We start from the raw sequence: 22,036 nt of genomic DNA, 5'->3' as shown, positions 1-22,036 counted from the left end.
TCTGCGTGGGCAGCGACAGACGCGACCTGCCGCACCGTCAGCGTCCCGCTCCGCCAGGGCCAGGCGCGCACCCGGGGCCCATCCCACAACTGGGCCACACCCACTAGCGACCCTGGTCTCGTCCCGCCCGGGACCGCACACGAGATGCCGCGTAGCCCCGCGGGCGCGCAGCGCGGTGTACGAGGGAGGCGCCACCGAGTCGAAGGGAAGGAGGAGATCAGTGGCAAGAGATGGTTACGAGCAGTGGGGGCTGGAAAGCGGGGTTCGTGCTTGACTCTGGCGCAGCGGCACGCTGCCGGCTCGGTGGGACGGGTCTGCCGTTGCCTCTGCAGGAGGGCCTTGGCTTCTCTTTAGTGGCGGGGGACGGCGGTTATGGAGGTTGCGGTGCGGACTATGGCTACGTCTCCTTCCTGGTCGGTGCGGTGGATTTGGGTGTGGAGGCGGCGGAGGAGGGTGAGGGTCGCGGGTGAGGGGTGGCCGTAGTCGTTGTGTTCGCCTACTGAAATGAGGGAGATGGAGGCGTGGGCGGCGGCCAGGAAGCGGGGGTCCTGGCTGCGGGAGCCGTGGTGTGGGACTTTCAGGACCTGGACGTGGGGGACGGTCGCCTCCAGGGCGCGTTGGGCCTCTGTTTCGATGTCGCCGGCGAGGAGTGCGCTGAAGCCTGGTTTGCGGGCGACGAGGACGACGCTCGCGTTGTTGATCGTGGTGCCGTCGTCCTTCGGTGAGAGGGGGTGGGCGGTGCCGAGTGGGGCCAGGATCGAGAGGGTCAGGTCGCCTATGCGCCATTGCTGGCCTGGTTCGGCGGGGCGGGAGTGGAGCCCTGAGGTGTAGCGGGCCTCGCGGCCTGCGGTGGCGGGGGTCGTCAGCACCTCGTGGACCGTGCGGTGGTGGCGGACGCCGGACGTGCCGTTGATGTGGTCGGCGTGCGGGTGGGTCAGGATGAGGAGCGGGACGTCCGTCACGTGGAGGCGTCGCAGGCAGCGGTCGACGAGGGCGGGTTCTGGGCCCGTGTCCACGACGACGGCCTGTCCTGGGCCGGTGGATAAGGCCAGGGCGTCGCCTTGGCCCACGTCGCAGGCGACCAGCTGCCAGCCGGGCGGTGGCCAGCCGGGGGCCATCGCGCGCATGGCGATGACCCCGATCAGGACGCCGGTCATGGCCGCGGCGGCGATCACGCGCAGGCGGCTGCTGCGCAGGATCAGGAACGCCGCGGTGCCGGTCGCCAGGAGGGCCGCGGCGCCGAGGGCGCCGCCGGTCCAGGGGATGGTCGCGTAGGGCAGCGCCGCGGCGGTGCGGGCGACCCAGATGATCCAGCCGACGGCCAGGCCGGCGGGCCACACGATCAGCCGGGCGAGGGGCAGCGAGACGAGGGCGGTCACGGCGCCGAGGGCGCCGAGGAGGGTGGCGGGCGCTACGGCGGGGGCGGCCAGCAGGTTCGCGAAGACGGAGACGACGCCCACCTCGCCGGAGAGCATCACCAGGACCGGGGCCACGGCGACCTCGGCGGCGGCCGTGACGGCGAGGGCGTCGGCGAGGGGGCCCGGCAGCCGGCGCGCGAGGCGTTCCCGCCACGGCGGTGCCAGGACCAGCAAGCCGGCCGTCGCGAGGACGGAGAGGGCGAAGCCGTACGAGCGGGCACGTTCCGGGTCGATCAGGACGAGGAGGAGGACGGCCGCCGCCAGCGCGGGAAGACCCTGGCGTTCCCGGCCGGTGAACAGCGCCAGCAGGCCGATCACGCCCATGACCGCCGCCCGCAGGACGCTAGGTTCCGGTCGCGCGACGAGGACGAAGGCCAGCACCGCGAGGACGGCCACGGGCGGGGCGCGGCGGCGGCCGAGCCCGGTGAGACGGCACAGCCCGAGGACCGCCCCGACGACGATCGCCAGGTTCGCGCCGGAGACGACCAGGAGGTGGGTGAGCCCGGCGGTCCGGAAGTCCTCCGCCAGCGTGGGGTCGAGGCGGGAGGTGTCACCGACGACCATGCCCGGCAGGACCGCGCGCCGGTCGGGCGGCAGCCGGTCCACCGCGGCCCGCAGTCTCGCCCGGACGTGCTCGGCCGCGCGCTGCGGCGCGGACGGCGGGCCGAGGACGGTGGGCGGCCCCCGGACGATCACGACCGCGGACAGGAGACCGGCGCCCTTGGGCGGCACGAACCGGCCGCGCAGCCGCACCCGCTGGCTGGGGACGAGGTGCAGCCAGCGGGGGTCGCCCGCGATGAGCAGCACCGGGACGCGAACCTTCGTCCGCCGCACCGCCTCCGCTCGTGCGCGGATGATGACGGTGCGCCGGCCGTTCCCCGGTTTCGCCCGCGGATCGCCGGTCACCACCGCTTCGGCCGTCGCGTACCGGCCGGCACGTGCGAGGTCGTGGACCGGTCCGTCCTCCACGGCGGTCGTCCGGAGCGCCACCCCGCACGCCGACGCCGCCGCGCACCCCAGCACGACACCCAGGACGACCCGCCGCCCGCCCGCCACGCCGGTTCCCCGGCCGCGCCCATCCCGTCCAGCGCTGAAATCCACCCTTGTCGCCGAACCCTCCGGCCTCCCCAGCCGCCGCGGGCGGCGGGCCAGCAGGTAGAGGGAGGTCAGGGCTGCGGTGGCGGCCAGGGCGTAGGTGAGTTTCGGGGGGAGCCCCAGGGTTGTGGCGGCGGTCAGCCAGGTGGCCAGGGCGGGGGCCAGCAGGTGGAGGTCGTGGGTCATACGCGGACCATGGGTTTCAGGTCGGCGTAGCGGCGGGCGCCTATGCCACTGACTTCCTGGAGTTGCTCTACCGAGCGGAAGCCGCCGTGTTGGGTGCGGTAGGCGACTATGCGCTGGGCGAGGACGGGGCCCACGCCGGGGAGGTCGTCCAGCTGGTCGGGGGTGGCAGTGTTGAGGTCTAGGGGTGTGCCCGGCGATCCCGATGCGCCAGGAGACGCGGCCGGGGTTGGCGGTGGAGTGGGGCGGGGGATGCCGACGGGGATCTGTTCGCCGTCGACGAGCTTTCGGGCGAGGTTGAGCGTGCCGGTCTTGGCGCCTGAGCGGACGCCACCGGCGGCCTTGATCGCCTCGGCTACCCGGGAGCCGGACGGCAGGGTGACCACGCCCGGGTGTTTCACCTTCCCGAGGACGTGGACGACCACCGAGGAGGAGGCCGCCGCCGGGGTCGCGGAGACGGTGGGACGCGGGTCGGTGAGCGTGGCGCTCGCCATCGGGGTCGCGGACGCCTGCGGGCGCGGGCGTGCGAGCCACAGATAGCCGGCCGCGACCAGGGCGGCGACCACGCCGATGAGGACGAGCGTCCGGACGTGGGATCGGTCGGGCGTCGCGCGTAAGCGGGCCGCCGGCGGCACGTCGGGTGGCGAGGCCGGCGGTCTCAGCCTCCCCATGAGGGCGTGCAGGCGGTCCTGCGTGTCGGGGCTCATGTCGTCCGACGCTAAGGAGGCCTGGAGGACGCGCGCGGCAGGTTCCGGAATTGTGGATAACTCCGAGTCAGCGGCGCCCGGCGGCAGCCATTCCGCACGAGAGCAGTACTACGCCCAGGGGGTCGAGACGGGTCCCTTAGTAGGTTCTGGAGGTATCACTCGGGGCCCGACGACAAGGAGCACTGCGCCGGCTCCTCATTGGCTGAGCATCAGAGTTGGGGGGCCACCACTACGCCGAGCATGCCGGGGCCCACATGGGCGCCGATGACCGGGCCGACCTCACCGACGTAGACGTCGTCCAGATGCGGGATGCGTTCCCGCAGGCGGTCGGCGAGGGTTTCCGCACGTGAAGAGGCGAAGAGGTGCTGGACCCCAAGGTCGACCCTACGGTTGCCGGCCTCGGCAACGGCCAGTTCTTCGAGCCGGGCAAGCGCGCGCGAAGAGGTACGTACTTTCTCCAGCGGCGCTATCCGTCCATCGGCGATGTCCAAGAGAGGCTTCACCATGAGCGCCGACCCCAGGAGTGTGGCAGCGGCACCGATCCGGCCACCGCGCCGCAGGTGCTCAAGGGTGTCGACATAGATGAGCGAGCGGGTGAGTTCGGCCCGGCGAGAGGCAGCGGACGCGGCCGATTCCGCGGTGCCGCCCGATAGAGCGGTGGCCGCCGCGGAGAGGGCGGCGAAGCCGAGCCCCATGCCGATGGTGCCGCTGTCGACGACCGTCACGGGTATGGGCGCGTCCTCAGCCGCAAGACGTGCGGCTTCGACCGTCCCGGAAAGGGCCGCTGAAAGGTGCACGGAGACCACGTGGCCGGCGCCGGAGGAGGCGGCGGCCTTGTAGACCTGCGCGAAGCGTTCCGGTGCCGGACGCGATGTGGTGATGGGCCGCCATTCCTTCAGCGCCTGTGCGGCCTCCTCGGCGCTGATGTCCCCTTCGTCGCGGGTGGTGCCGCCCACGGCGATCTGCAGCGGGACGACGGTCAGCCCGTGCCGTTCGGCGAGCCCGTCCGGCAGGTAGGCGGTGGAATCCGTGACGACCGCGACCGCACTGCCCATGGTGGCGACACTACCCGCCGCCGAGGAAGGTGCGTCAGGGCTGGACGGGCACGCCGCCGCGCCAGATGCGCAGCGCCCGCAGCCCGAACGCCCACGCGAAGGCGCCCTCGTGGTCGGCGTCCCACAGCACGATGTCGGCGAGCATCCCGGGCGCGAGCGAGCCGCGGTCGCCGACGCGCAGCGCGGCGGCCCCGCCGAGCGTGGCGGCGCGCAGGGCCTCGGTCACGCTGAGCCCGAACATGGCGACGGAAAGCCCGATGACCAGCGGCATCGATGTGATGCCGCACTGCCCCGGGTTGTGGTCGGTGCCGAGCGCGACGGTGACGCCGCGGTCGAGCATCTGCCGGACGGGTGCCGGCGCGCGGCTGCTGTTCAGCGCGCTGCCGGGGCAGACGGTGGCGGTGACGCCGGCGTGCGCGAGGGCCTTGATGTCGTCGTCGTTGGCCTGGGTGAGCAGGTCGGCGGAGGCGCAGCCGACCTCGGCGGCGACCTGCGCGGCGCCGATGCGCTCGTTGGCGCAGGCGTGCATGCGGGCCTTCAGCCCGGCGCGCTTGCCGGTGAGCAGCAGGGCGCGGGCCTCCTCCGCGGTGAAGTGGCCCTCGTCGCAGTAGACGTCGATGGAGTCGGCACCGGCCACGGCGGCGTCGCCGGCCCACAGCCGGACGGCCTCGATGTAGTCGCGGCGGCGGCCGAAGAACTCGGGCGGCAGGATGTGCGCGGCGAGGAACGTCGCGTGGATGCGCGGCATGGACGGCTCGCCCTCCAGCGACCGCAGCATCCGGATGTCGGCGAGTTCGCCGTCGCGGGTGAGGTGGTAGCCGGTCTTGGCCTCGACCGTGGTCGTCCCGGCGAGGATCCACTGGCGGAGCCGTTCGCGGACGCCGTTGCAGAGCGTCCAGGGGTCGGTTCCCCGGGTGACGGTCACGGTGGAGTTGACGCCGCCGCCCGCCGCGGTGATGGCGGAGTGGGACGACCCGCTGGTGCGCATGGCGAGCTCGGCCCACCGGTTGCCCGCGTAGACGGGGTGGGAGTGCGCGTCGATGAGGCCGGGCGTGACGAGGCCGCCGCCGAGGTTCTCGACGTGGTCGACGTCGACGATGTCGTCGATGATGCCGGGGACGCTCTGCGGGAGGTCGGACGCGGGCCCGGCCCAGACGATCCGGTCGTCGTGGATGAGCACCGCGGCGTTGCTGCAGACGTCGGTGCCCGTCCAGAGCCTGCCGATGTTCGTCAACAGCCGTACCGTCATAGCGTCACCGACCTGGATCGAGCCGTGCGCGGTTCCGCGCGGAATGGCGCTGGAGCGGGCCGCCCGCCCTCGTTCCAGTGTTCGGACCTGCCATGGCCACCTGCTCTCGATCCGAAACACCGACTGGGTGCCAACAACTCACCGTTGAGGACCGGGTGGCCGGATGACCACCACTGGCAACGAGACCGGAGATATCGGTTTCGTCACGGTAGTGCACCGAAGGCCCGTCCGACAACCTCTCGTCGTAGCGCATCGACAGCCATCACCCCGCCCCTAGCTCTACGACCGTACGGATTTCAACCGGTCCGTCAAGCGGATTGGACAAGCTGTCACCGTTCGGCGACCAGGATGACCCCTCCGCCAGTTTCGGACGCACCCGAACACACACTCTGCACCATGCCAAAACCGGCTGGCCTCCGGGTTTTCCCGGAGACCAGCCGATCGAGCGACTCGGCGCGCCGGCTCAGGACGTCGGCGAGACGGCGGTCTCGTACTGCGCGAGCTCGCCCGCGAGGACGGCCGGCACGCGCGCGTGCAGGACGGTGCCCTCGGCGACGTGCTCCTGCTTGAGCACCTCGCCGCGCTCATGCACCCGCGCGACGAGGTCGCCGCGCTCGTACGGCACGAGGACGTGGAGTTCGCTCTCCAGCCCCGGCAGATCCGCCTCGATGGCCGCGCGCAGCTCCTCGATGCCGAACCCGGTGCGGGCGGACACGACAACGCTGTGCGGCTCGCGGCGCTGCAGCCGCGCGATCGCGAGGTCGTCGGCCGCGTCCGCCTTGTTGATCACGATGATCTCGGGGATCGCGGCGGCGTCGATCTCGCGCAGCACCTCGCGGACGGCGTCGATCTGCGCCTCGGGGTCGGGGTCGGAGCCGTCCACGACGTGCAGGATCAGCCCCGCGTCCGTCACCTCCTCCAGCGTCGAGCGGAACGCCTCGATGAGCTGGTGCGGCAGGTGCCGGACGAACCCGACCGTGTCGGCCAGCGTGTAGGCGCGGCCGCCGGGCGTCTCGGCGCGCCGGACGGTCGGGTCCAGGGTGGCGAACAGCGCGTCCTCCACCAGCACCCCGGCGCCCGTGAGCCGGTTGAGCAGGGACGACTTGCCCGCGTTGGTGTAGCCGGCGATGGCGACGGCGGGCACCTGGTGGCGGCGGCGCTCGCCGCGCTTGGTGTCGCGCGCCTTGGCCATCTCGGCGATCTGCCGGCGCAGCTTGGCCATCCGGGTGCGGATCCGCCGCCGGTCCAGCTCGATCTTGGTCTCGCCGGGGCCGCGGCCGCCGATGCCGAGGCCGCCCGCGGCGCGCCCGCCGACCTGCCGGGACAGGTTGCCGCCCCAGCCGCGCAGCCGCGGCAGCAGGTAGTTGAGCTGCGCGAGCTCGACCTGCGCCTTGCCCTCGCGGCTCTTGGCGTGCTGGGCGAAGATGTCGAGGATCAGCGCGGTCCGGTCGATGACCTTGACCTGGACGGTCTCCTCCAGGTGCCGCAGCTGGCTCGGCGCCAGCTCGCCGTCGCAGATGACGGTGTCGGCGCCGGTGGAGATCACGACGTCGCGCAGCTCCGCGGCCTTGCCGGAGCCGATGTAGGTGGCCGGGTCGGGGCGGGACCGGCGCTGGACGAGCCCTTCGAGCACCTGCGAACCCGCCGTCTCGGCGAGCAGCGCCAGTTCGCGGAGGGAGTTCTCGGCCTCCTCGGCCGTCCCCTCCGTCCAGACGCCCACGAGGACGACCCGCTCCAGCCGCAGGGCGCGGTACTCGACCTCGGTGACGTCGGTCAGCTCGGTGGACAGGCCCGCGACGCGCCGCAGTGCCCGCCGGTCCTCCAGGTCGAGTTCACCCGTCATGGGCTCGTACTCGGACTCGCCGTACTCGAACTCGGCGTGCGCGTCGTGCGCGAACTCGTCCTGGGCCTGGGTCTGGTCTGCAGAGAAAGGTTGAGTCATATGTCCTCAGTAGAACGCCGCCTCGCGGCCGTATCTTCCCGGCGATCGTCTCACGCGCCTCCCGCGTGGTCACCCGGTTATCACCATGGTTTCCGCCCTGGGTTGACCTAAGCGCGCGCGGGGAGGTGCACCGGTGGCACCCGCTTTGACCGGGCCTCGTACAGCCGGGTACCGTTCTCCACATACCAGAAGTTGAATTTCGCCAGGCGAAAACCGTACGGAAGGGCAGGCAGATGGCTGGACTGGAAGGCATCGAGGTCACCGGACCCCTCGGCGATCGGTACGAGGAGATCCTGACGCCCGAGGCGCTCGGCCTGCTCGCCGTCCTCCAGCGCGAGCTGGGCGCCCGCCGCAAGGAGCTGCTGGACGCCCGCGCCGAGCGCCAGCGCAAGCTGTCGGCGGGCGGGACGCTGGACTTCCTGCCCGAGACCGCGAACGTCCGCAACGACGACTCCTGGCGCGTCGCCGGGCCCGCGCCCGGCCTGGTCGACCGCCGCGTCGAGATCACCGGCCCGACCGACCGGAAGATGACGATCAACGCGCTGAACTCCGGCGCGAAGGTGTGGCTGGCTGACTTCGAGGACGCCAACACACCGCTGTGGAACAACATGGTCGAGGGCCAGCTCAACCTGCGGGACGCCCTCGACCGCACCATCGACTTCACCGACGACAAGAGCGGCAAGTCCTACGCGCTCAAGGGCGACGATGAGCTCGCGACCATCGTCGTCCGGCCGCGCGGCTGGCACATGGACGAGAAGCACCTCCTCGTCGACGGCGAGCCCATGTCGGGGTCGCTGTTCGACTTCGGCCTCTACCTCTTCCACTCGGCGCGCCGCCAGCTGGCCAAGGGCAAGGGCCCCTACTACTACCTGCCGAAGATGGAGAGCCACCTTGAGGCGCGGCTCTGGAACGACGCGTTCAACCTCGCCCAGGACCACCTGGAGATCCCGCGCGGCACCGTCCGCGCGACCGTGCTGATCGAGACGATCCCGGCCGCGTTCGAGATGGAGGAGATCCTCTACGAGCTGCGCGACCACTCCGCGGGCCTGAACGCCGGCCGCTGGGACTACCTCTTCTCCGTCATCAAGAAGTTCCGCGACCGCGGTGCCGAGTTCATCCTCCCCGAGCGCAACGCCATCACGATGACCGCGCCGTTCATGCGCGCCTACACCGAGCTGCTCGTCCGGACGTGCCACAAGCGCGGCGCGCACGCGATCGGCGGCATGGCGGCGTTCATCCCGTCCCGCCGGGACGAGGAGGTCAACAAGGTCGCGCTGGAGAAGGTCCGCGCCGACAAGACCCGCGAGTCCGGCGACGGCTTCGACGGCTCCTGGGTCGCGCACCCCGACCTCGTCCCGGTCTGCCGCGAGGTGTTCGACGGCGTCCTCGGCGACAAGCCCAACCAGCGCGACCGGCTCCGCGAGGACGTCAAGGTCTCCGCCGCCGACCTGCTGAACATCAAGGACACCCCCGGCGAGATCACCGAGACCGGCGTGCGCAACAACATCGACGTCGCGCTGCGCTACCTCGCCACCTGGCTGGACGGCGCCGGCGCGGTCGCGATCCACAACCTGATGGAGGACGCGGCCACGGCCGAGATCTCCCGCTCCCAGGTGTGGCAGTGGATCTACAACGGCGTCTCCACCGCCGAGGGCAAGAAGATCACCAAGGAGTGGGTCGAGCAGCTCCTGGACGAGGAGCTCGGCAAGATCCGCGCCGAGCTGGGCGACGCCTACAACGAGCCCCGCTACAACCAGGCCGTGACCCTCTTCAAGGAGGTCACCCTGGCCGACGAGTACTCCGAGTTCCTGACGACCCCGGCCTACCAGCAGTTCCCGTAAACCCATAGCGGCACCTTCGGTGGTCGGCGCCCGGGAGGCGCCGGCCACCGAACGCACCGCGTAACTCGCCGCGCGACGCGGTTCGGACGCACTCGCGAGGCGACGCGCGGACCGCACAGAAGGGCCGCCCCCACGACGCATCCCGGACGCACTCGCGCGGCAGTGTTCGGACCGCGCCGGGCAGGTCTGCCCGCGCACGTTGGGGGAAACGTTTTCTTCGGTTTTGGCGGGATCTTGCGGCAGGTTCGCGGGCGGGGGATCGTGGAGAGGATGGAGACCATGCTCACGGCGCTCGAGGACCGGCTGGTGGCGCTGCTCGGGGCGGAACGGGTGATCACCGATCCGGTGCGGCTGCGCACGTACGAGTGCGACGGCCTCACCAACCACCGGTCGACGCCCGGGATCGTCGTGCTGCCCGATACCGCCGAGCAGATCGCCGCGATCGTCCGGGAATGCGCGGCGGCCGGGGTGCCGTACGTGGCGCGCGGGTCCGGGACGGGCCTGTCCGGCGGGGCGCTCCCCCGCACGGACGGCGTGCTGATCGTCACGTCCCGGATGCGCCGGATCCTGGAGATCGACATCCCCGGCCAGCGCGCCGTGGTGGAGCCCGGCGTGATCAACCTGGACGTGACGCGGGCCGTCCGGTCGTACGGGTACTACTTCGCGCCCGACCCGTCCAGCCAGCAGATCTGCTCGGTCGGCGGGAACGTCGCGGAGAACTCGGGCGGGGCGCACTGCCTGAAGTACGGGTTCACCGCGCACCACGTGCTGGCCTGCGAGGTCGTCACGCCGGACGGCGAGTTGGTGGAACTGGAAGCGGACGCGCCCGGCTACGACCTGCTGGGCGTGTTCGTCGGGGCGGAGGGCACGCTCGGCATCACCACCAAGATCACGGTGCGGCTGACGCGGGTGCCGGAGACCGTGCAGACGCTGCTGGCGGCGTTCGACTCGATCGAGGCGGGCGGCACCGCGGTGTCGGCGATCATCGGCGCGGGCGTCGTGCCGGCGGCGATCGAGATGATGGACGCCCTGGCCATCGAGGCGGCGGAGGCGGCGGTGCGCTGCGAGTACCCGCCGGGCGCCGCGTCCGTGCTGATCGTGGAGCTGGACGGCCCGGACGCCGAGGTCGCCGCCCAGTTCACCGAGGTCGAGCGGCTGTGCCGGGACGCGGGCGCGTTCGAGATCCGGATCGCCGCGGACGACGAGGAGCGCGCGCTGATCTGGAAGGGCCGCAAGTCGGCGTTCGCGGCGGTCGGCCGGATCAGTCCCGCCTACCTCGTCCAGGACGGCGTGATCCCGAGGACGGTCCTGCCGGAGGTCCTGGCGAGCATCGACGCGCTGTCCACCGAGTCGGGCGTGCGGGTCGCGAACGTGTTCCACGCGGGCGACGGCAACCTGCATCCACTGGTGCTGTTCGACGACGCGGAGGAGGGCGCCGAGGAGCGCGCCGAGACGGTGTCGGGCGCGATCCTCGACCTGTGCATCGAGCACGGCGGCTCCATCACGGGCGAACATGGCGTGGGCGTCGACAAGGCCCGCTACATGCCGCGCATGTTCACCGACACCGATCTGGACACGATGCAGATGGTCCGCTGCGGGTTCGACCCGGCGGGGCTGTGCAACCCGGGCAAGGTCTTCCCGACGCCGCGGCTGTGCGGCGAGGTGCCCGGCAAACGGAAGGGCCCCCACCCGTACGAGGGAAAGGCGGACATTTTCTGATGCGCCCCCTGGACGCACTGGCGAAGGTCTGCGCCGACGTACGCCCCGGTGAGCCTGCAGAGGGCGTGCTCGGTGTCGAGCCCGCGCTCGTCGCCGCGCCGAAGGATTTGACCGAGGCCGCCGACGTCATGCGCGTCGCCGCCGAGAAGGGTCTCGTGGTCGTTCCGCGTGGGGCCGAGACCCGCCTGGACTGGGGAACGCCTCCGGAACGGTGCGATCTGCTGGTCGACACCCACCGGTTGAGCAAACTCATCGACCACACGGCCGGGGACCTCGTTGCTAAGGCCGAAGCAGGGCTTTCCATGGACGTGCTCGGCGAGAAGCTCGCGGAGCGCGGTCAGCGGCTCGCCCTTGACGTTCCCCTGCCCGGCTCCACGGTCGGCGGGACGATCGCGAGCGGCGCCGCCGGTCCGCTCCGCACGATGTACGGGACGCCCCGGAACCTGGTCATCGGGATCACGGTCGTCCGGGCGGACGGGCAGGTCGCCCGGTCGGGCGGCAAGGTCGTCAAGAACGTCGCCGGGTACGACCTGGGCCGGCTCTTCTCCGGCTCGTACGGCACCCTGGGCCTGATCGTGGAGGCGACTTTCCGCCTGCATCCGATCTGCGCCGCGTCCGCGTACGTGGTGTGCGCCGTGAACGGTGCAGAGGACGCGCATGATGCCGTCCAAAGCGTGCTCCACTCCCCTGTGGCTCCCAGCGCGGTCGAGTACATCGGCCCGGGGACGGTCGCGGTGCTGCTGGAAGGCGTACCGGACGGCGTCGCCGCGCGCGCTAGGCAGACCGCAGAACTCCTCGGCGAGAACGCCGAAAGCTCCGAGACCGCACCGGACGGCTGGGGACGCTACCCGGACGGCACCACGCTCATCGACATCAGCGCACCGCCGCCTTCGCTCCGGGACGTCCTCACCCTGCTCGGCCCCGATGTCGCGCTCACGTGGAGCGGCAGCGGCCACGGTCAGGTAGGTCTGGCCGCTGAGATGACGCCAGAAGATGTCGCCGACGTCCTGGGACGACTAAGGGACGTCCTGGGCCGCCATCGCGGTCACGCCGTCGTCCGCTACGCCCCGGAAGAGGTGCGCGGCGAGATCGACCTGTGGGGGCCGATTCCGGCGCTCGCACTGATGCGGCGCGTGAAAGACCAGTTCGATCCGGATCACAGGCTGTCCCCCGGCCGCTTTGTGGGAGGCATTTGATGAGCACCCAGGACGACCTCCCGAATCTTCTCAACGACTGCGTCCACTGCGGTTTCTGCCTGCCCACATGTCCGACGTACGTGCTGTGGGGCGAGGAGATGGACTCCCCCAGGGGCCGCATCCATCTCATGCAGCAGCACGTGGAGGGCGCACCGCTCAGTGGGTCGATGGTCGAGCACTTCGATGCCTGCCTCGGATGCATGGCGTGCGTGACGTCCTGCCCGTCCGGCGTCCAGTACGACCGTCTCATCGAACACACCCGCGCCGAGGTGGAGAGCGAGCATCCGCGTTCGCTGAAGGAGCGGGCCATCAGGGAGATGGTCTTCCAACTGTTCCCGTATAAGCGGAGGCTGCGCGCACTACGCGGCCCCCTGCGCGTGTACCAGAAGTCGGGTCTGGAGACTTTGGTCCGGCGAAGCGGGATCCTGGAGCGCCTCTCGCCGTCCATCGCGGCGATGGAACGGCTCGCGCCGCCCCTCGGCAAGGCGCCGAACCTGCCCGAGCAGGTCGCCGCGCGCGGTGGGCGCCGCGCCACGGTCGGGATGCTCACCGGCTGCGTCCAGAGCGAGTTCTTCCCCGGCGTCAACGCCGCCACGGCCCGCGTCCTGGCCCTTGAGGGCTGCGACGTCGTCATCCCCCGGAGCCAAGGGTGCTGCGGGGCGCTGTCCATGCACTCCGGGCGCGCGGACGAGGCCCGCGCCTTCGCCCGCCGGACCGTCGAGACGTTCGAGGCCGTCGACGTCATCGTGGTGAACTCGGCGGGCTGCGGGTCGGCGATGAAGGAGTACGCGGCGCTGCTCGCGGACGACCCCGCCTGGGCGGGGCGCGCGGAGGCGCTGTCGGCGAAGACCCGGGACCTCGCCGAGTACCTCGTGGAACTCGGGCCCCGCGCGGAACGGAGGCCACTTCCGGTCACCGTCGCCTACCACGACGCGTGCCACCTCGCCCACGCCCAGGGCGTGCGCAGCCAGCCCCGGGCGCTGCTGGCCGCGATTCCCGAGCTGACCGTGCGGGAGATCGCGGAGCCGGACATCTGCTGCGGCTCCGCCGGAACCTATAACCTGTTCCAGCCGGAGGCCGCCGGAGAACTCGGCGACCGCAAGGCGGTGAACGTGGACGCCACCGGAGCCGAACTACTGGTCGCCGCCAACCCCGGCTGCTCGATGCAGATCGCCACCGCGCTGCGCCGGCGCGGCGCCGGCATCGCGGTCGCGCACACCGCGCAGGTGCTGGACGCCTCCCTGCGAGGACTCGGCCGCGACGCCCTGGTGACGCGCCCTTCGTAACCCGCAGGGCCGGACCACCGCCGATCTGGGCGTCCTGTATCGTGTCAAGCCGTCTATTGCCGACCGCACACGACAGGACGCGCTTACTGAGCCTGGCCAAGGCCCGAGGGAGCACGCACCAATGTCCAACTACCAGCCGTACCGTTCGCACCGCCGAAGAAAGAAGACCAGCGCGGGCAGGCTCGGCCTCGCCGGTGCCGTTACCGGAGCCGTCGGGATCGCCGCGATCGCCGCCGGGATCGTCATCCTGCGCCCCGGCGCGGACGGCGCCGCGGAATCCACCCAGCCGACGCTCGCCAGCCAGGGCGACAGCGCCCAGCCGGGCTCCGCCGCCCCGGCGCCGGACACCGGCCCGCCGGTGAACTTCACGACCCCCGAGGGCTACGGCTACAGCCTCGCCGCGGTCAAGGCCGGGACGGACCGGCAGCCGCTCGGCGCCACCAAGGCGCCCCCGTCGGGGACGACGTACGCCTACGCCGACTACGTCCTGACCAACACCCAGCGGCGGGCCGTCCTGCTGGACTTCCCCGCCGACCTGTTCATGCCGAAGGCGGAGGTGCCGAAGGCGGCGCAGGAGCGGTGCATGCCGCAGGCCGGCATCCCCGACGACATGTGCACGCTGCCCAACCACAGCAAGGTCACCGCCCGGATCGACGGCGCGAAGGCCCCGTCTGAGGAGAACGGCAACCCGATGATGCCGGCGGGCGCCTCCTACGTGGTCCGCATCGCCTCGGACCTCCCGGTCAACGCCGACCTCTCCGCTGACGACCTCCGCCTGTACGTCTGGAACGCCCGCTACACCAGCGACCGCAAGGGCATCCAACTAACCTTCCCCTGACCGGCTCGCAGCGCCAACCGACGCTAACGTCGAACCGCCGCGCCCCGGCCTTACTCGGCCCCCGGGACCAGCATGAGCCCCGGACTAGCGCGAGCCCGGACCGGCACGAACTCAGGCCTGGCGCAGGCCTTAGACGGGCGCGGAGGCCGGGGCGGCGAGGGGCTCCGGACGGCTTTGGTCTCAGCGGCGCGTGAAGCCGATGTTCTGGTAGGCGGGTTCCAGGAAGCCGCAGGCTCCCAGGTTGGCTAGGTCGGCGCGCGCGGCGACGAGTTGTGGACGCTGGTACAGCGGCAACACCGACGCCTGGCGCCAGATGAGCCGGTCGGCTCTGTTCACGAGGACGTGAATTCTCGCCGGGTCGATCTCCGCTATGGCCTGGTCCATCGCCGTGTCTATTGCGGTAGTTCCGGTGCGGGAGTAGTTCTGCTGGACGCGTCCGTCATGCGGGCGGGCGTACACCGCTCTCATTGGCGAGACCGGGAACGAAGTACCCAGCCACGAGAACGGGACGATGTCGAAGTTCCCTTGCGTGACATAAGTGTCCAGTGCGTCGTCGGCGGGGATTGGCTGTATGTCCAACCGGACGCCGATCCGTTCGAGCAGCGCGCGTGTTAGTTCCCCTTCGCGCTTGCTCACCGGCACTCCGGACGGAATCACGAATCGCAGTGCGAGCGTACGGCCGTCCTTGGCGCGGTACTTGCCGTGCTGGCGCCAGTCCGCCTCGTCCAGGAGTTGCTTGGCGCGTGTGGGGTCGTATCCGCCGAGCATGGACGAGTTGTCCTGGTAGCCGTCCTGGGTGTTGACGTAGAAATGGTTGCCGAGCGTCTGGACGGGGACGCCGAGACCGGTCAGGTCGGACCGTGCGATGACCCGCCGGTCGATGCCGAGCATCACCGCGCGCCGTACGCGCACATCGGACAGGGCGGGACCGGCGGCGTTGAACGTGAAATGCCGCCAGTCGGGTCCGCCTGCGCGGCGAACATCGGTGTTGGGGACGTTCTGGACGCGTTGCATCGCACCTGTGTCGAGGCCGATGTCCATCAGGTCGATCTCGTGGTTGGCGAACGCACCGGGCATCGCGCTGGTGTCCATGGCGCGGTAGACGATGCGGTCGAGTTTCGCGGGTGGACCCCACCAGGACGGGTCGCGAGCCAAGGTGACGGTCTTGCCGGTGCGGTCGAGTCGCTGGACTTTGAACGGGCCTGCGGTGATGGGCAGCCGGTTCATCCAAGCGGTGTTGAACGCGCGTGGGCTGGAGTAGGCGGCGGCCGGGTAGAGCGGGCTGAACAAGCTTCGCCAGTCGGCATACGTCTGGGTGAATGTCACCTCCACTTCGTCTGGCCGGGCACCTTGCTCGACGTGCTTGATCAGGCGGTAGCCGGAGACGGTAGAGACCTCGTAACGCGTGTCGCGTCCGGAAAGCGCTCGGGCCTGGGCTGCGAAGTCGGCGTATCCGATGGGGCGTCCGTCGGACCACCTGGCCTGCGGATTGAGCTTGTAGGTGACGGTCTGGCCGTGCTTGGTGCGCTTCAGCGTGGCCGACTCCAGATACTCCGGGACGGGATGCGGGACGGACTTCTCGTCCGGACGCATCAGATACGGCAGGACGCCTTGGATGACGTGCTCGACCGCACCCTTGGTGCCGTTGACGTGGTTGAAGTTCCACTGGGACGGAAACTCCGGCAGCGGCCAGCGGAGCGTTCCGCCGTTCACGATTCGGTCGCGCGGAGTGGGGTTGACGTCAGAAGCCGGCAACTGCGCGGAGGCGTCGTTCTGCTCGTTGAGGTCACCGCATCCGGTCAGCAGGACGACGAGCAGAAGAGCCGCGCCGAATATCCGGTTCACTGCTTGACCTCTGCTCTGATGAGGGGATGGTGGCAGGCGACCGACCGACCTGAGTCTTCCCATGGCTCCGGATCTTGTTGATCGCACAGGCGGGTGTCCTCTCCCGCGAGCGTGACGTAGCGGGGACATCGCGAACGGAAACGGCATCCAGTGAGCGGTGACATCGGGTCTGGCGGGTCTCCTTGCAGAAGGACGCGTCGCAGTAGTGCGTGCGTGTAGGGGTGTGCCGGCGCGTCATACACGTCCTGGACCGGCCCCAGTTCGACGATGCGGCCCATGTACATGACGGCGACCCTGTCGGCGATGCGGTGGACGACGGCCAGGTCGTGCGAGACGAACAGAAACGCCAGGCCGAGACGGTCACGGAGATTTTCCAAGAGGGCCATGATGCTTGCCTGCATGGATGCGTCCAGGGCCGACACAGGTTCGTCGAGGAGGAGAAGGCGAGGTTCCAGGGCGAGTGCTCTGGCAATGGCCACACGCTGCCTCTGGCCACCCGAGAGTGCGTGGGGATGACGCCTTGCGTGATCGGTTCTCAATCCGACCAGCTGTAGCAACTCATTCGTTCGGCGTTCAATCAGCGAGGACGGGGAGCCATGCGTGGTCAGGGGCTCGGCGATGATGTCGGCCACGCGCATCCGAGGGTTGAGCGATGCGACCGGGTCCTGAAACACGACTTGGACGTCGCGTCGCAGTGCCTTTCGCCGGGCCGCGCTCAGGGACGCCGTGTCCTGGCCGAGGACGACCACTCGCCCCTTCTGCGGCTGCGACAGTCGCAGGATCTCCATCAGGGTCGTGGTCTTGCCGCATCCGGATTCGCCGACGAGTGCGAGGGTCTCGCCCTGCCGGACATCGAAGTCAACGCCGTCCACGGCGCGCAGGCTTCCGGCTCGGCGACGTACCAGCGTCCCCTGGAAGACGGGATAGTGCCGGACAAGGCCGTCCACCCGCAGTACAGCAGGACGCTCAGGCCGAGGCTGAGCCGTGTCCTTGCCATCCATGCCGGGGAGGGAGCTCAACTTCCGGCAGATCCGCTCAACGGGTCCGGTTTCGACGACTTGTCCCTCGCGCATCACCATCACGCGATCGGCGAAGCCCTCGATGAGCCTCAGGTCATGCGTGATCAGCACGATCGCGGCACCGGTCACCTCTTTCGCGACCCGGAGCACGTCCAAGACCTGCGCTTGGACGGTCACGTCCAGCCCGGCCGTCGGCTCGTCCGCCAGGATCACGCGAGGACTGTTGGCGATGGCCATGGCGATCATCACGCGCTGGCGCATCCCGCCAGAGAACTCGTGCGGATACGCGCGCGCCCGCTCGGACGCGATCCCCACCAGGCCGAGTAACTCGCCTGCCCGCGCACGCGCCACCGCCCGCGTGAGCTTCGAATGAGCCCGGACGGCCTCAGCGATCTGATCACCCACGGTGCGGACGGGCGTGAGCGCCGACTCCTGGAACACCATCGCGATGTCCTTGCCGCGCACACGGGAGAGTTCGGCATCAGAACGCCCGATCAGCTCCTCACCGCGCAGGCGCACCGATCCCGTCACGTCGGCACCGTCCGGGAGGAGCCCCATCACGGCGAGAGCGAGCGCGGTCTTGCCCGCTCCGGACTCGCCGACGATCCCGAGGACCTCGCCAGCGCCGACCGCGAAGCTCACCCCTCGCACGGCGCGCACGCCAGCTGCGTAACCGACTGCCAGGTCGGTGACCTCCAGCACGACTAACGCCCGTCCTGTAGAGGATCGAGGACGTCCCGCAGCCCGTCACCGAGCAGGTTCACGGCGAGGACGATCAGGACGAGTAGCCCAGCCGCAGCCATGAAGGGCCACGTGGCCGCCGCGCCCTGGCCGTCCGCGATGACCGTGCCGAGCGAAACGTCCGGCGGGCGGACGCCGAGACTGAGATACGACAGCCCGCCCTCGGCGGTGATCGCGACGCCGGCGGTCAGGCTCGCGTCCACGATCAGCAGCGACGCGACCTGCGGCAGGACGTGCCGGACGATCGCACGCGGTGCGCTCACTCCCGCGAACCGGGCGGCGAGCACGTACTCGCGCTCCCGCGCCGACAGGGTCATGGCCCGCACCACCCTGGCGGTGAGCATCCACATGAACGCGGCGAGCACCGGTGCGAGCATCGGCCATCCCCCACCCGGCGCCAGCACGGCGAGGACCAGGAGCGGTGGCAACACCAGTAGAAGATCGACGCCCCACATCAAGGCTCGATCGAGCAACCCGCCCACGAACCCGGCGACGGTTCCGACGACGGCGGCGAGCCCGGTCGACAACAAAGCGGCAAGAAGGCCGATCACCAGCGACTTCTGTGCCCCGCGCAGTGTGAGCGCGAAGACGTCCCGCCCGCTCTGCGTCGTCCCGAGCCAATGCCGCGCCGACGGTCCCTGGCCGAACGCCGTGAAATCAACCTCGTCCCAACTCCACCGCGGCAGAAGCGGCCCCACGAACGCCAGCACGAACACCGACACCAGCAGCAGAAGCCCGACGACACCTCGCCGAGTCACGACGAGAGCCCAAACCGGACGCGCGGGTCGAGCAGGCCGTTCAGGACGTCCGACAAGAGGCCCGCCAGCACCACCGCGCAAGCGGCGACGCAGTCGATCGCCGCGACCGCGTTGACATCGCCGCGCGCGATCGAGTCGACCAGCCACTCCCCCATCCCATGCCGGGCGAAAGCCTTCTCGACGAACACCCCACCGAGGATGAGGAACCCGGACGCATAGGCGAAGTACGTCGTCATCGGTACGAGTGCAGTTCGCAGCCCATGCCGCAGCAGAGCACTCCGCCGCCGAAGCCCTTTGGCCCGCGCGGTCCGGACAAAGTCGGCGTGGAGAACGTCCAGCACCAGGGCACGCTGATAGCGGCTGTAGAGGGCGACCTGGGCCAATGCGATGACGACGGCCGGAAGCAGCAGATGCCGGGCCTGATCAACGATCCCGCCGAGCACACCCGGCTCCCCCGGCGTGGATTCACCGACCCACACGAACACTCGCACGCCCAGGGCACCGTTCACCATGACCGCGATCGTCTGTAACAGCACTGCCAGCACGAACACGGGGACGGCCAAGAGCAGATAGGACCCGCTCGTGACGAACCGGTCGGCGAGGCGTCCACGCCTGGCCGCCGCATAGGTGCCGAGAAGAATTCCCAGGACGCCCCCGAGGACGCCGCCAGGAACAAGCAATCGCAGGCTCACACCAAGCCGGCGCCATAACTCCGCGTTGACGGGCTCACCTTCCTGCGTCCGTCCGAAATCACTATGCAGGACGCCCCAGACCCACACGCGGTAGCGGTCGGCCAGGGGCGTCCGGTCGTTGAGGTTGAGAGCGTTGAGCCGAGCGTCGATCACCGCGTCGGGCGGACGAGGGACGCGCCCCTCGAACGCGGCCCGCGGATCGAGCGCCGCAGCGGCCAGAAGGTAGGCGAGGCTCCCGGCGAGTAAGACGAGCACCCCGCGGCCGGCCAGCCGCTGCAGCACAAACCCGGCCAACGTCTCCCCTCCCGGACCACCAGCACGAACCACGGAATGCTACCGACCGATCACACAACGCGCAGGAAAATCACGAGAGATTACGGCAGAAGCCCACCGTCTAGCGCGCTGCCCACAAACGTCGGCCGGGCCAGCTGCCCGTTGACTTGCGGCGTGTTGCCCTTATGACGGCCCGGGTAGGGGCAACACGCCGCAAGTCAACGCGTCCGGTGAACGTTGATGGCGTCGCACTCGGCCGCAACCCCCTGGTCTCCATCACACGCCGGCGAGTCGAAACCAGGGGTCCTAGGTCCCCGCCCCTCTCCCGGACGGGGGCGCCGGTTGAGAGGCGGGGCCGAGTTGACACAGTCCCCTGCCTCGTCCCCGCCTGCGTCATCTCAGGGAGAGGGACGGCCCGACATCCAGCAGGCACTCCGCCCTTATGCGGCTCTACCAGGCGTTGCCCGGATACATCTTGTGCTTGAGGAGCTTGTCGGCCTGTTCGGCGGCTGCCTTTGCGTCCCCGCACGGGGAGAGGTAGCCGAACCTGCCGCGCTGAGCCTCGTGGTATGCCCACATCCCGCCTGCGACCGCTCGGGCGCTCACGACGATGCCGACGTGGCCGTCAGGACCGATCGCGTAGACCCAGAGCAGCGGCAGCGGGATGGGGAACTCATCCGGCCGGTAGAGCCGGACGAAGCGGTACCCCTTCGGCTGGAGCGCCACGGCGAGAACATCGAGATACCGCACTGCCGTGGAACGGCCGAAGTGCGTACGCAACCGCAGCACGTGTCGCTCCGCCCGTACGCTCAGCGGGCGAACTTGGTCCATACGATTTTTCCTCCTTCGTTGGTCGGTCGCGTGCCCCAGTCGTGGACGAGCTGGGTCATCAGCAGCAGGCCACGCCCGCCGATCGCGTCGAAGTCCTCGCCCTTGACGACGGGCATTCCGTCGCCTTCGTCCCAGACCTCCACGACCACCAGGCCGTCGCGCTCGTCCTCGAAGATCCGGACAACGATCTGTCCGGTTCCGACGTGCTTATAGGCATTGGTCACCAATTCGGTAACCACGACCCGCCCCGTGTAGTCGTCGGCGACGCCGAGATCACGGAAGCAGTCCACGAGAAAGTGACGGGCGAGACTCGGGGCGTGCTCGGTGGGATCGAGGACCAGTATCGGCACCTCTGGTGCAAGTGCAGTTGCGGACATCGGTACGACCTTTGAGGGTGATCTGTTTGACTCCACACATCAACGCACGGGAAGGCGTAAGTTAATAGGAGATCCAAGAAGTACCCGCATCTGACTAACATTCGTTCATCGCACACTCAACACGCGAAGGGAAGATCAACATGGCCGCTAGCAGCAGCGACAGACAGCGGGTCGACCCTGAACTGCTGGGTTTCGCACAAGAGATCAAACGAAGGCGCGAGGCCGCCGGACTCAACCAGGCCGAACTAGCGAGGCTGGTCAACGTCGCGCGTTCCTACATCAGCCACGTTGAGCGAGGGCGCACCAAGTGCCGCCGAGACTTCGCAATCCGGGTAGATCGGGCACTCAACGCGAACGGCGAGATCGTTCAGTCCTGGGATGAGCTACTGGAAATAATCAAGACCATCAAGTACCCGGCACACTTCGCGAACTTCCCCAAATCGGAAGCCGCCGCCGTCATGCTGCGCGGGTACGAGGCGTCATCGGTCTACGGCCTCTTCCAGACGGAGGCATATGCTCGCTTCCTACTACCGGAGGAAGAAGCGTTCAAAAGCAGGATGCGGAGACAGGAACTCCTCAAGAAGAACCTCCCGCCTGTCATCTCCGTGGTATTGGACGAAAGCATCCTCTACCGAGAAGTGGACTGTAAGAAGACGATGGAAGAGCAGCTCGAATACCTCATTGAGCTGTCATACCGAGAGCGAATCAACAGTGTCCATTCACGGGGTGAAGCCGTGATCAGGCCTTTGCCGGTGGTGTCCAGGGGGTTCCGGTGAGGGCTTGGTGGATGGCGTCGATGGGGCGGACGCCGTGGTTGCGGGCGCTGATGAGGTAGGAGCGGACCTGGCAGTAGCGTGCGGCGGTGGCCAGGGTGTGCCAGTAGCCCGAGACCTTCTGGTGGAGTTTGGGGTTCTTCAGTGCGCGTTCGCTGGCGTTGTTGGTCCAGGGCACGGCGAAGTTGATGGTCCAGA

17 protein-coding genes and 1 pseudogene are annotated in these 22,036 nt (G+C 69.7%); 6 read left to right on the top strand and 12 right to left on the bottom strand.

Annotation, left to right across the window (positions count from 1 at the left end):
* Nucleotides 1-350 precede the first annotated feature (350 nt).
* The 5 genes from HUX53_RS25115 to hflX all read right to left on the bottom strand — a co-directional run bounded on the left by HUX53_RS25115 (nucleotide 351) and on the right by hflX (nucleotide 7,550).
* Nucleotides 351-2,699 (bottom strand): ComEC/Rec2 family competence protein, encoded by a 2,349-nt coding sequence (locus HUX53_RS25115; RefSeq protein ID WP_176405686.1) that lies wholly within the window; start codon nucleotides 2,697-2,699, stop codon nucleotides 351-353.
* The gene (locus HUX53_RS25110) at nucleotides 2,696-3,403 is read right to left on the bottom strand and encodes a ComEA family DNA-binding protein (protein ID WP_176405685.1); all 708 of its coding nucleotides are present in this window, start codon (nucleotides 3,401-3,403) and stop codon (nucleotides 2,696-2,698) included. The genes HUX53_RS25115 and HUX53_RS25110 overlap by 4 nt, the downstream gene beginning before the upstream one ends.
* Before the next feature lie 209 nt (nucleotides 3,404-3,612).
* Complete coding sequence (locus HUX53_RS25105; protein WP_176405684.1) at nucleotides 3,613-4,458, bottom strand: DegV family protein; 846 nt, start codon at nucleotides 4,456-4,458, stop codon at nucleotides 3,613-3,615.
* A gap of 34 nt (nucleotides 4,459-4,492) precedes the next feature.
* Nucleotides 4,493-5,707, bottom strand: coding sequence for an imidazolonepropionase (gene hutI, locus HUX53_RS25100; protein ID WP_176405683.1), 1,215 nt, complete (start codon nucleotides 5,705-5,707; stop codon nucleotides 4,493-4,495).
* Nucleotides 5,708-6,170: 463 nt separating this feature from the next.
* Nucleotides 6,171-7,550 carry a GTPase HflX gene (hflX, locus tag HUX53_RS25095; RefSeq protein WP_255205608.1) on the bottom strand — a complete coding sequence of 460 codons (1,380 nt, stop codon included), beginning with the start codon at nucleotides 7,548-7,550 and terminating at the stop codon, nucleotides 6,171-6,173.
* A gap of 332 nt (nucleotides 7,551-7,882) precedes the next feature.
* Between hflX and aceB the strand changes: the two genes are divergently transcribed.
* The 5 genes from aceB (at nucleotide 7,883) to HUX53_RS25070 (ending at nucleotide 14,529) form a co-directional block, all read left to right on the top strand.
* Entirely contained in the window at nucleotides 7,883-9,490 is a 1,608-nt protein-coding gene (aceB, locus tag HUX53_RS25090) for a malate synthase A (protein ID WP_176405681.1), read from the top strand.
* Between the two features lie 270 nt (nucleotides 9,491-9,760).
* Nucleotides 9,761-11,209: an FAD-linked oxidase C-terminal domain-containing protein gene (locus HUX53_RS25085; RefSeq protein ID WP_176405680.1), complete on the top strand. Its 1,449-nt coding sequence runs from the start codon at nucleotides 9,761-9,763 to the stop codon at nucleotides 11,207-11,209.
* A complete protein-coding gene (locus tag HUX53_RS25080; RefSeq protein WP_176405679.1) occupies nucleotides 11,209-12,405 on the top strand; it encodes an FAD-binding oxidoreductase in 1,197 nt (398 codons plus the stop codon). The genes HUX53_RS25085 and HUX53_RS25080 overlap by 1 nt, the downstream gene beginning before the upstream one ends.
* Nucleotides 12,405-13,691: a (Fe-S)-binding protein gene (locus tag HUX53_RS25075; RefSeq protein WP_176405678.1), complete on the top strand. Its 1,287-nt coding sequence runs from the start codon at nucleotides 12,405-12,407 to the stop codon at nucleotides 13,689-13,691. The genes HUX53_RS25080 and HUX53_RS25075 overlap by 1 nt, the downstream gene beginning before the upstream one ends.
* A gap of 121 nt (nucleotides 13,692-13,812) precedes the next feature.
* Entirely contained in the window at nucleotides 13,813-14,529 is a 717-nt protein-coding gene (locus HUX53_RS25070; RefSeq protein ID WP_176405677.1) for a hypothetical protein, read from the top strand.
* A 180-nt stretch (nucleotides 14,530-14,709) separates the two neighbouring features.
* Here the strand turns inward: HUX53_RS25070 and HUX53_RS25065 are convergent, their stop codons facing one another.
* From HUX53_RS25065 to HUX53_RS25040, 6 genes are all read right to left on the bottom strand, one after another.
* Nucleotides 14,710-16,374 (bottom strand): ABC transporter family substrate-binding protein, encoded by a 1,665-nt coding sequence (locus tag HUX53_RS25065; RefSeq protein ID WP_309237422.1) that lies wholly within the window; start codon nucleotides 16,372-16,374, stop codon nucleotides 14,710-14,712.
* Entirely contained in the window at nucleotides 16,371-18,095 is a 1,725-nt protein-coding gene (locus HUX53_RS25060; RefSeq protein ID WP_176405675.1) for an ABC transporter ATP-binding protein, read from the bottom strand. Before HUX53_RS25060 ends, HUX53_RS25065 begins: the two co-directional genes overlap by 4 nt.
* 2 nt (nucleotides 18,096-18,097) lie before the next feature.
* Complete coding sequence (locus HUX53_RS25055; protein WP_176405674.1) at nucleotides 18,098-18,892, bottom strand: ABC transporter permease; 795 nt, start codon at nucleotides 18,890-18,892, stop codon at nucleotides 18,098-18,100.
* Nucleotides 18,889-19,878, bottom strand: coding sequence for an ABC transporter permease (locus HUX53_RS25050; RefSeq protein ID WP_176405673.1), 990 nt, complete (start codon nucleotides 19,876-19,878; stop codon nucleotides 18,889-18,891). Before HUX53_RS25050 ends, HUX53_RS25055 begins: the two co-directional genes overlap by 4 nt.
* A 429-nt stretch (nucleotides 19,879-20,307) precedes the next feature.
* Complete coding sequence (locus HUX53_RS25045; RefSeq protein WP_176405672.1) at nucleotides 20,308-20,646, bottom strand: hypothetical protein; 339 nt, start codon at nucleotides 20,644-20,646, stop codon at nucleotides 20,308-20,310.
* Nucleotides 20,647-20,666: 20 nt separating this feature from the next.
* A complete protein-coding gene (locus tag HUX53_RS25040; protein ID WP_176405671.1) occupies nucleotides 20,667-21,065 on the bottom strand; it encodes an ATP-binding protein in 399 nt (132 codons plus the stop codon).
* Between the two features lie 140 nt (nucleotides 21,066-21,205).
* Between HUX53_RS25040 and HUX53_RS25035 the strand changes: the two genes are divergently transcribed.
* A complete protein-coding gene (locus tag HUX53_RS25035) occupies nucleotides 21,206-21,841 on the top strand; it encodes a Scr1 family TA system antitoxin-like transcriptional regulator (protein WP_176405670.1) in 636 nt (211 codons plus the stop codon).
* On the opposite strand, the pseudogene HUX53_RS25030 reads toward HUX53_RS25035, so the two are convergent.
* Nucleotides 21,804-22,036 (bottom strand): annotated as a pseudogene (locus tag HUX53_RS25030) (IS66 family transposase); the annotation flags it as partial. The gene HUX53_RS25035 and the pseudogene HUX53_RS25030 overlap by 38 nt on opposite strands.

The sequence above is a fragment of the Actinomadura sp. BRA 177 genome (genome assembly GCF_013372625.1).
Taxonomy (GTDB): Bacteria; Actinomycetota; Actinomycetes; order Streptosporangiales; family Streptosporangiaceae; genus Spirillospora.
Note: the sequence above shows the minus strand (reverse complement) of the source record. Positions and strands in the feature narration are given on the sequence as shown.

Bases quoted from the DNA above. Each gene is read 5' to 3' on its own strand.
- HUX53_RS25115 (WP_176405686.1), bottom strand. From the start codon at position 2,699: ATGACCCACGACCTCCACCTGCTGGCCCCCGCCCTGGCCACCTGGCTG.
- HUX53_RS25110 (WP_176405685.1), bottom strand. From the start codon at position 3,403: ATGAGCCCCGACACGCAGGACCGCCTGCACGCCCTCATGGGGAGGCTG.
- HUX53_RS25105 (WP_176405684.1), bottom strand. From the start codon at position 4,458: ATGGGCAGTGCGGTCGCGGTCGTCACGGATTCCACCGCCTACCTGCCG.
- hutI (WP_176405683.1), bottom strand. From the start codon at position 5,707: ATGACGGTACGGCTGTTGACGAACATCGGCAGGCTCTGGACGGGCACC.
- hflX (WP_255205608.1), bottom strand. From the start codon at position 7,550: ATGACGGGTGAACTCGACCTGGAGGACCGGCGGGCACTGCGGCGCGTC.
- aceB (WP_176405681.1), top strand. From the start codon at position 7,883: ATGGCTGGACTGGAAGGCATCGAGGTCACCGGACCCCTCGGCGATCGG.
- HUX53_RS25085 (WP_176405680.1), top strand. From the start codon at position 9,761: ATGGAGACCATGCTCACGGCGCTCGAGGACCGGCTGGTGGCGCTGCTC.
- HUX53_RS25080 (WP_176405679.1), top strand. From the start codon at position 11,209: ATGCGCCCCCTGGACGCACTGGCGAAGGTCTGCGCCGACGTACGCCCC.
- HUX53_RS25075 (WP_176405678.1), top strand. From the start codon at position 12,405: ATGAGCACCCAGGACGACCTCCCGAATCTTCTCAACGACTGCGTCCAC.
- HUX53_RS25070 (WP_176405677.1), top strand. From the start codon at position 13,813: ATGTCCAACTACCAGCCGTACCGTTCGCACCGCCGAAGAAAGAAGACC.
- HUX53_RS25040 (WP_176405671.1), bottom strand. From the start codon at position 21,065: ATGTCCGCAACTGCACTTGCACCAGAGGTGCCGATACTGGTCCTCGAT.
- HUX53_RS25035 (WP_176405670.1), top strand. From the start codon at position 21,206: ATGGCCGCTAGCAGCAGCGACAGACAGCGGGTCGACCCTGAACTGCTG.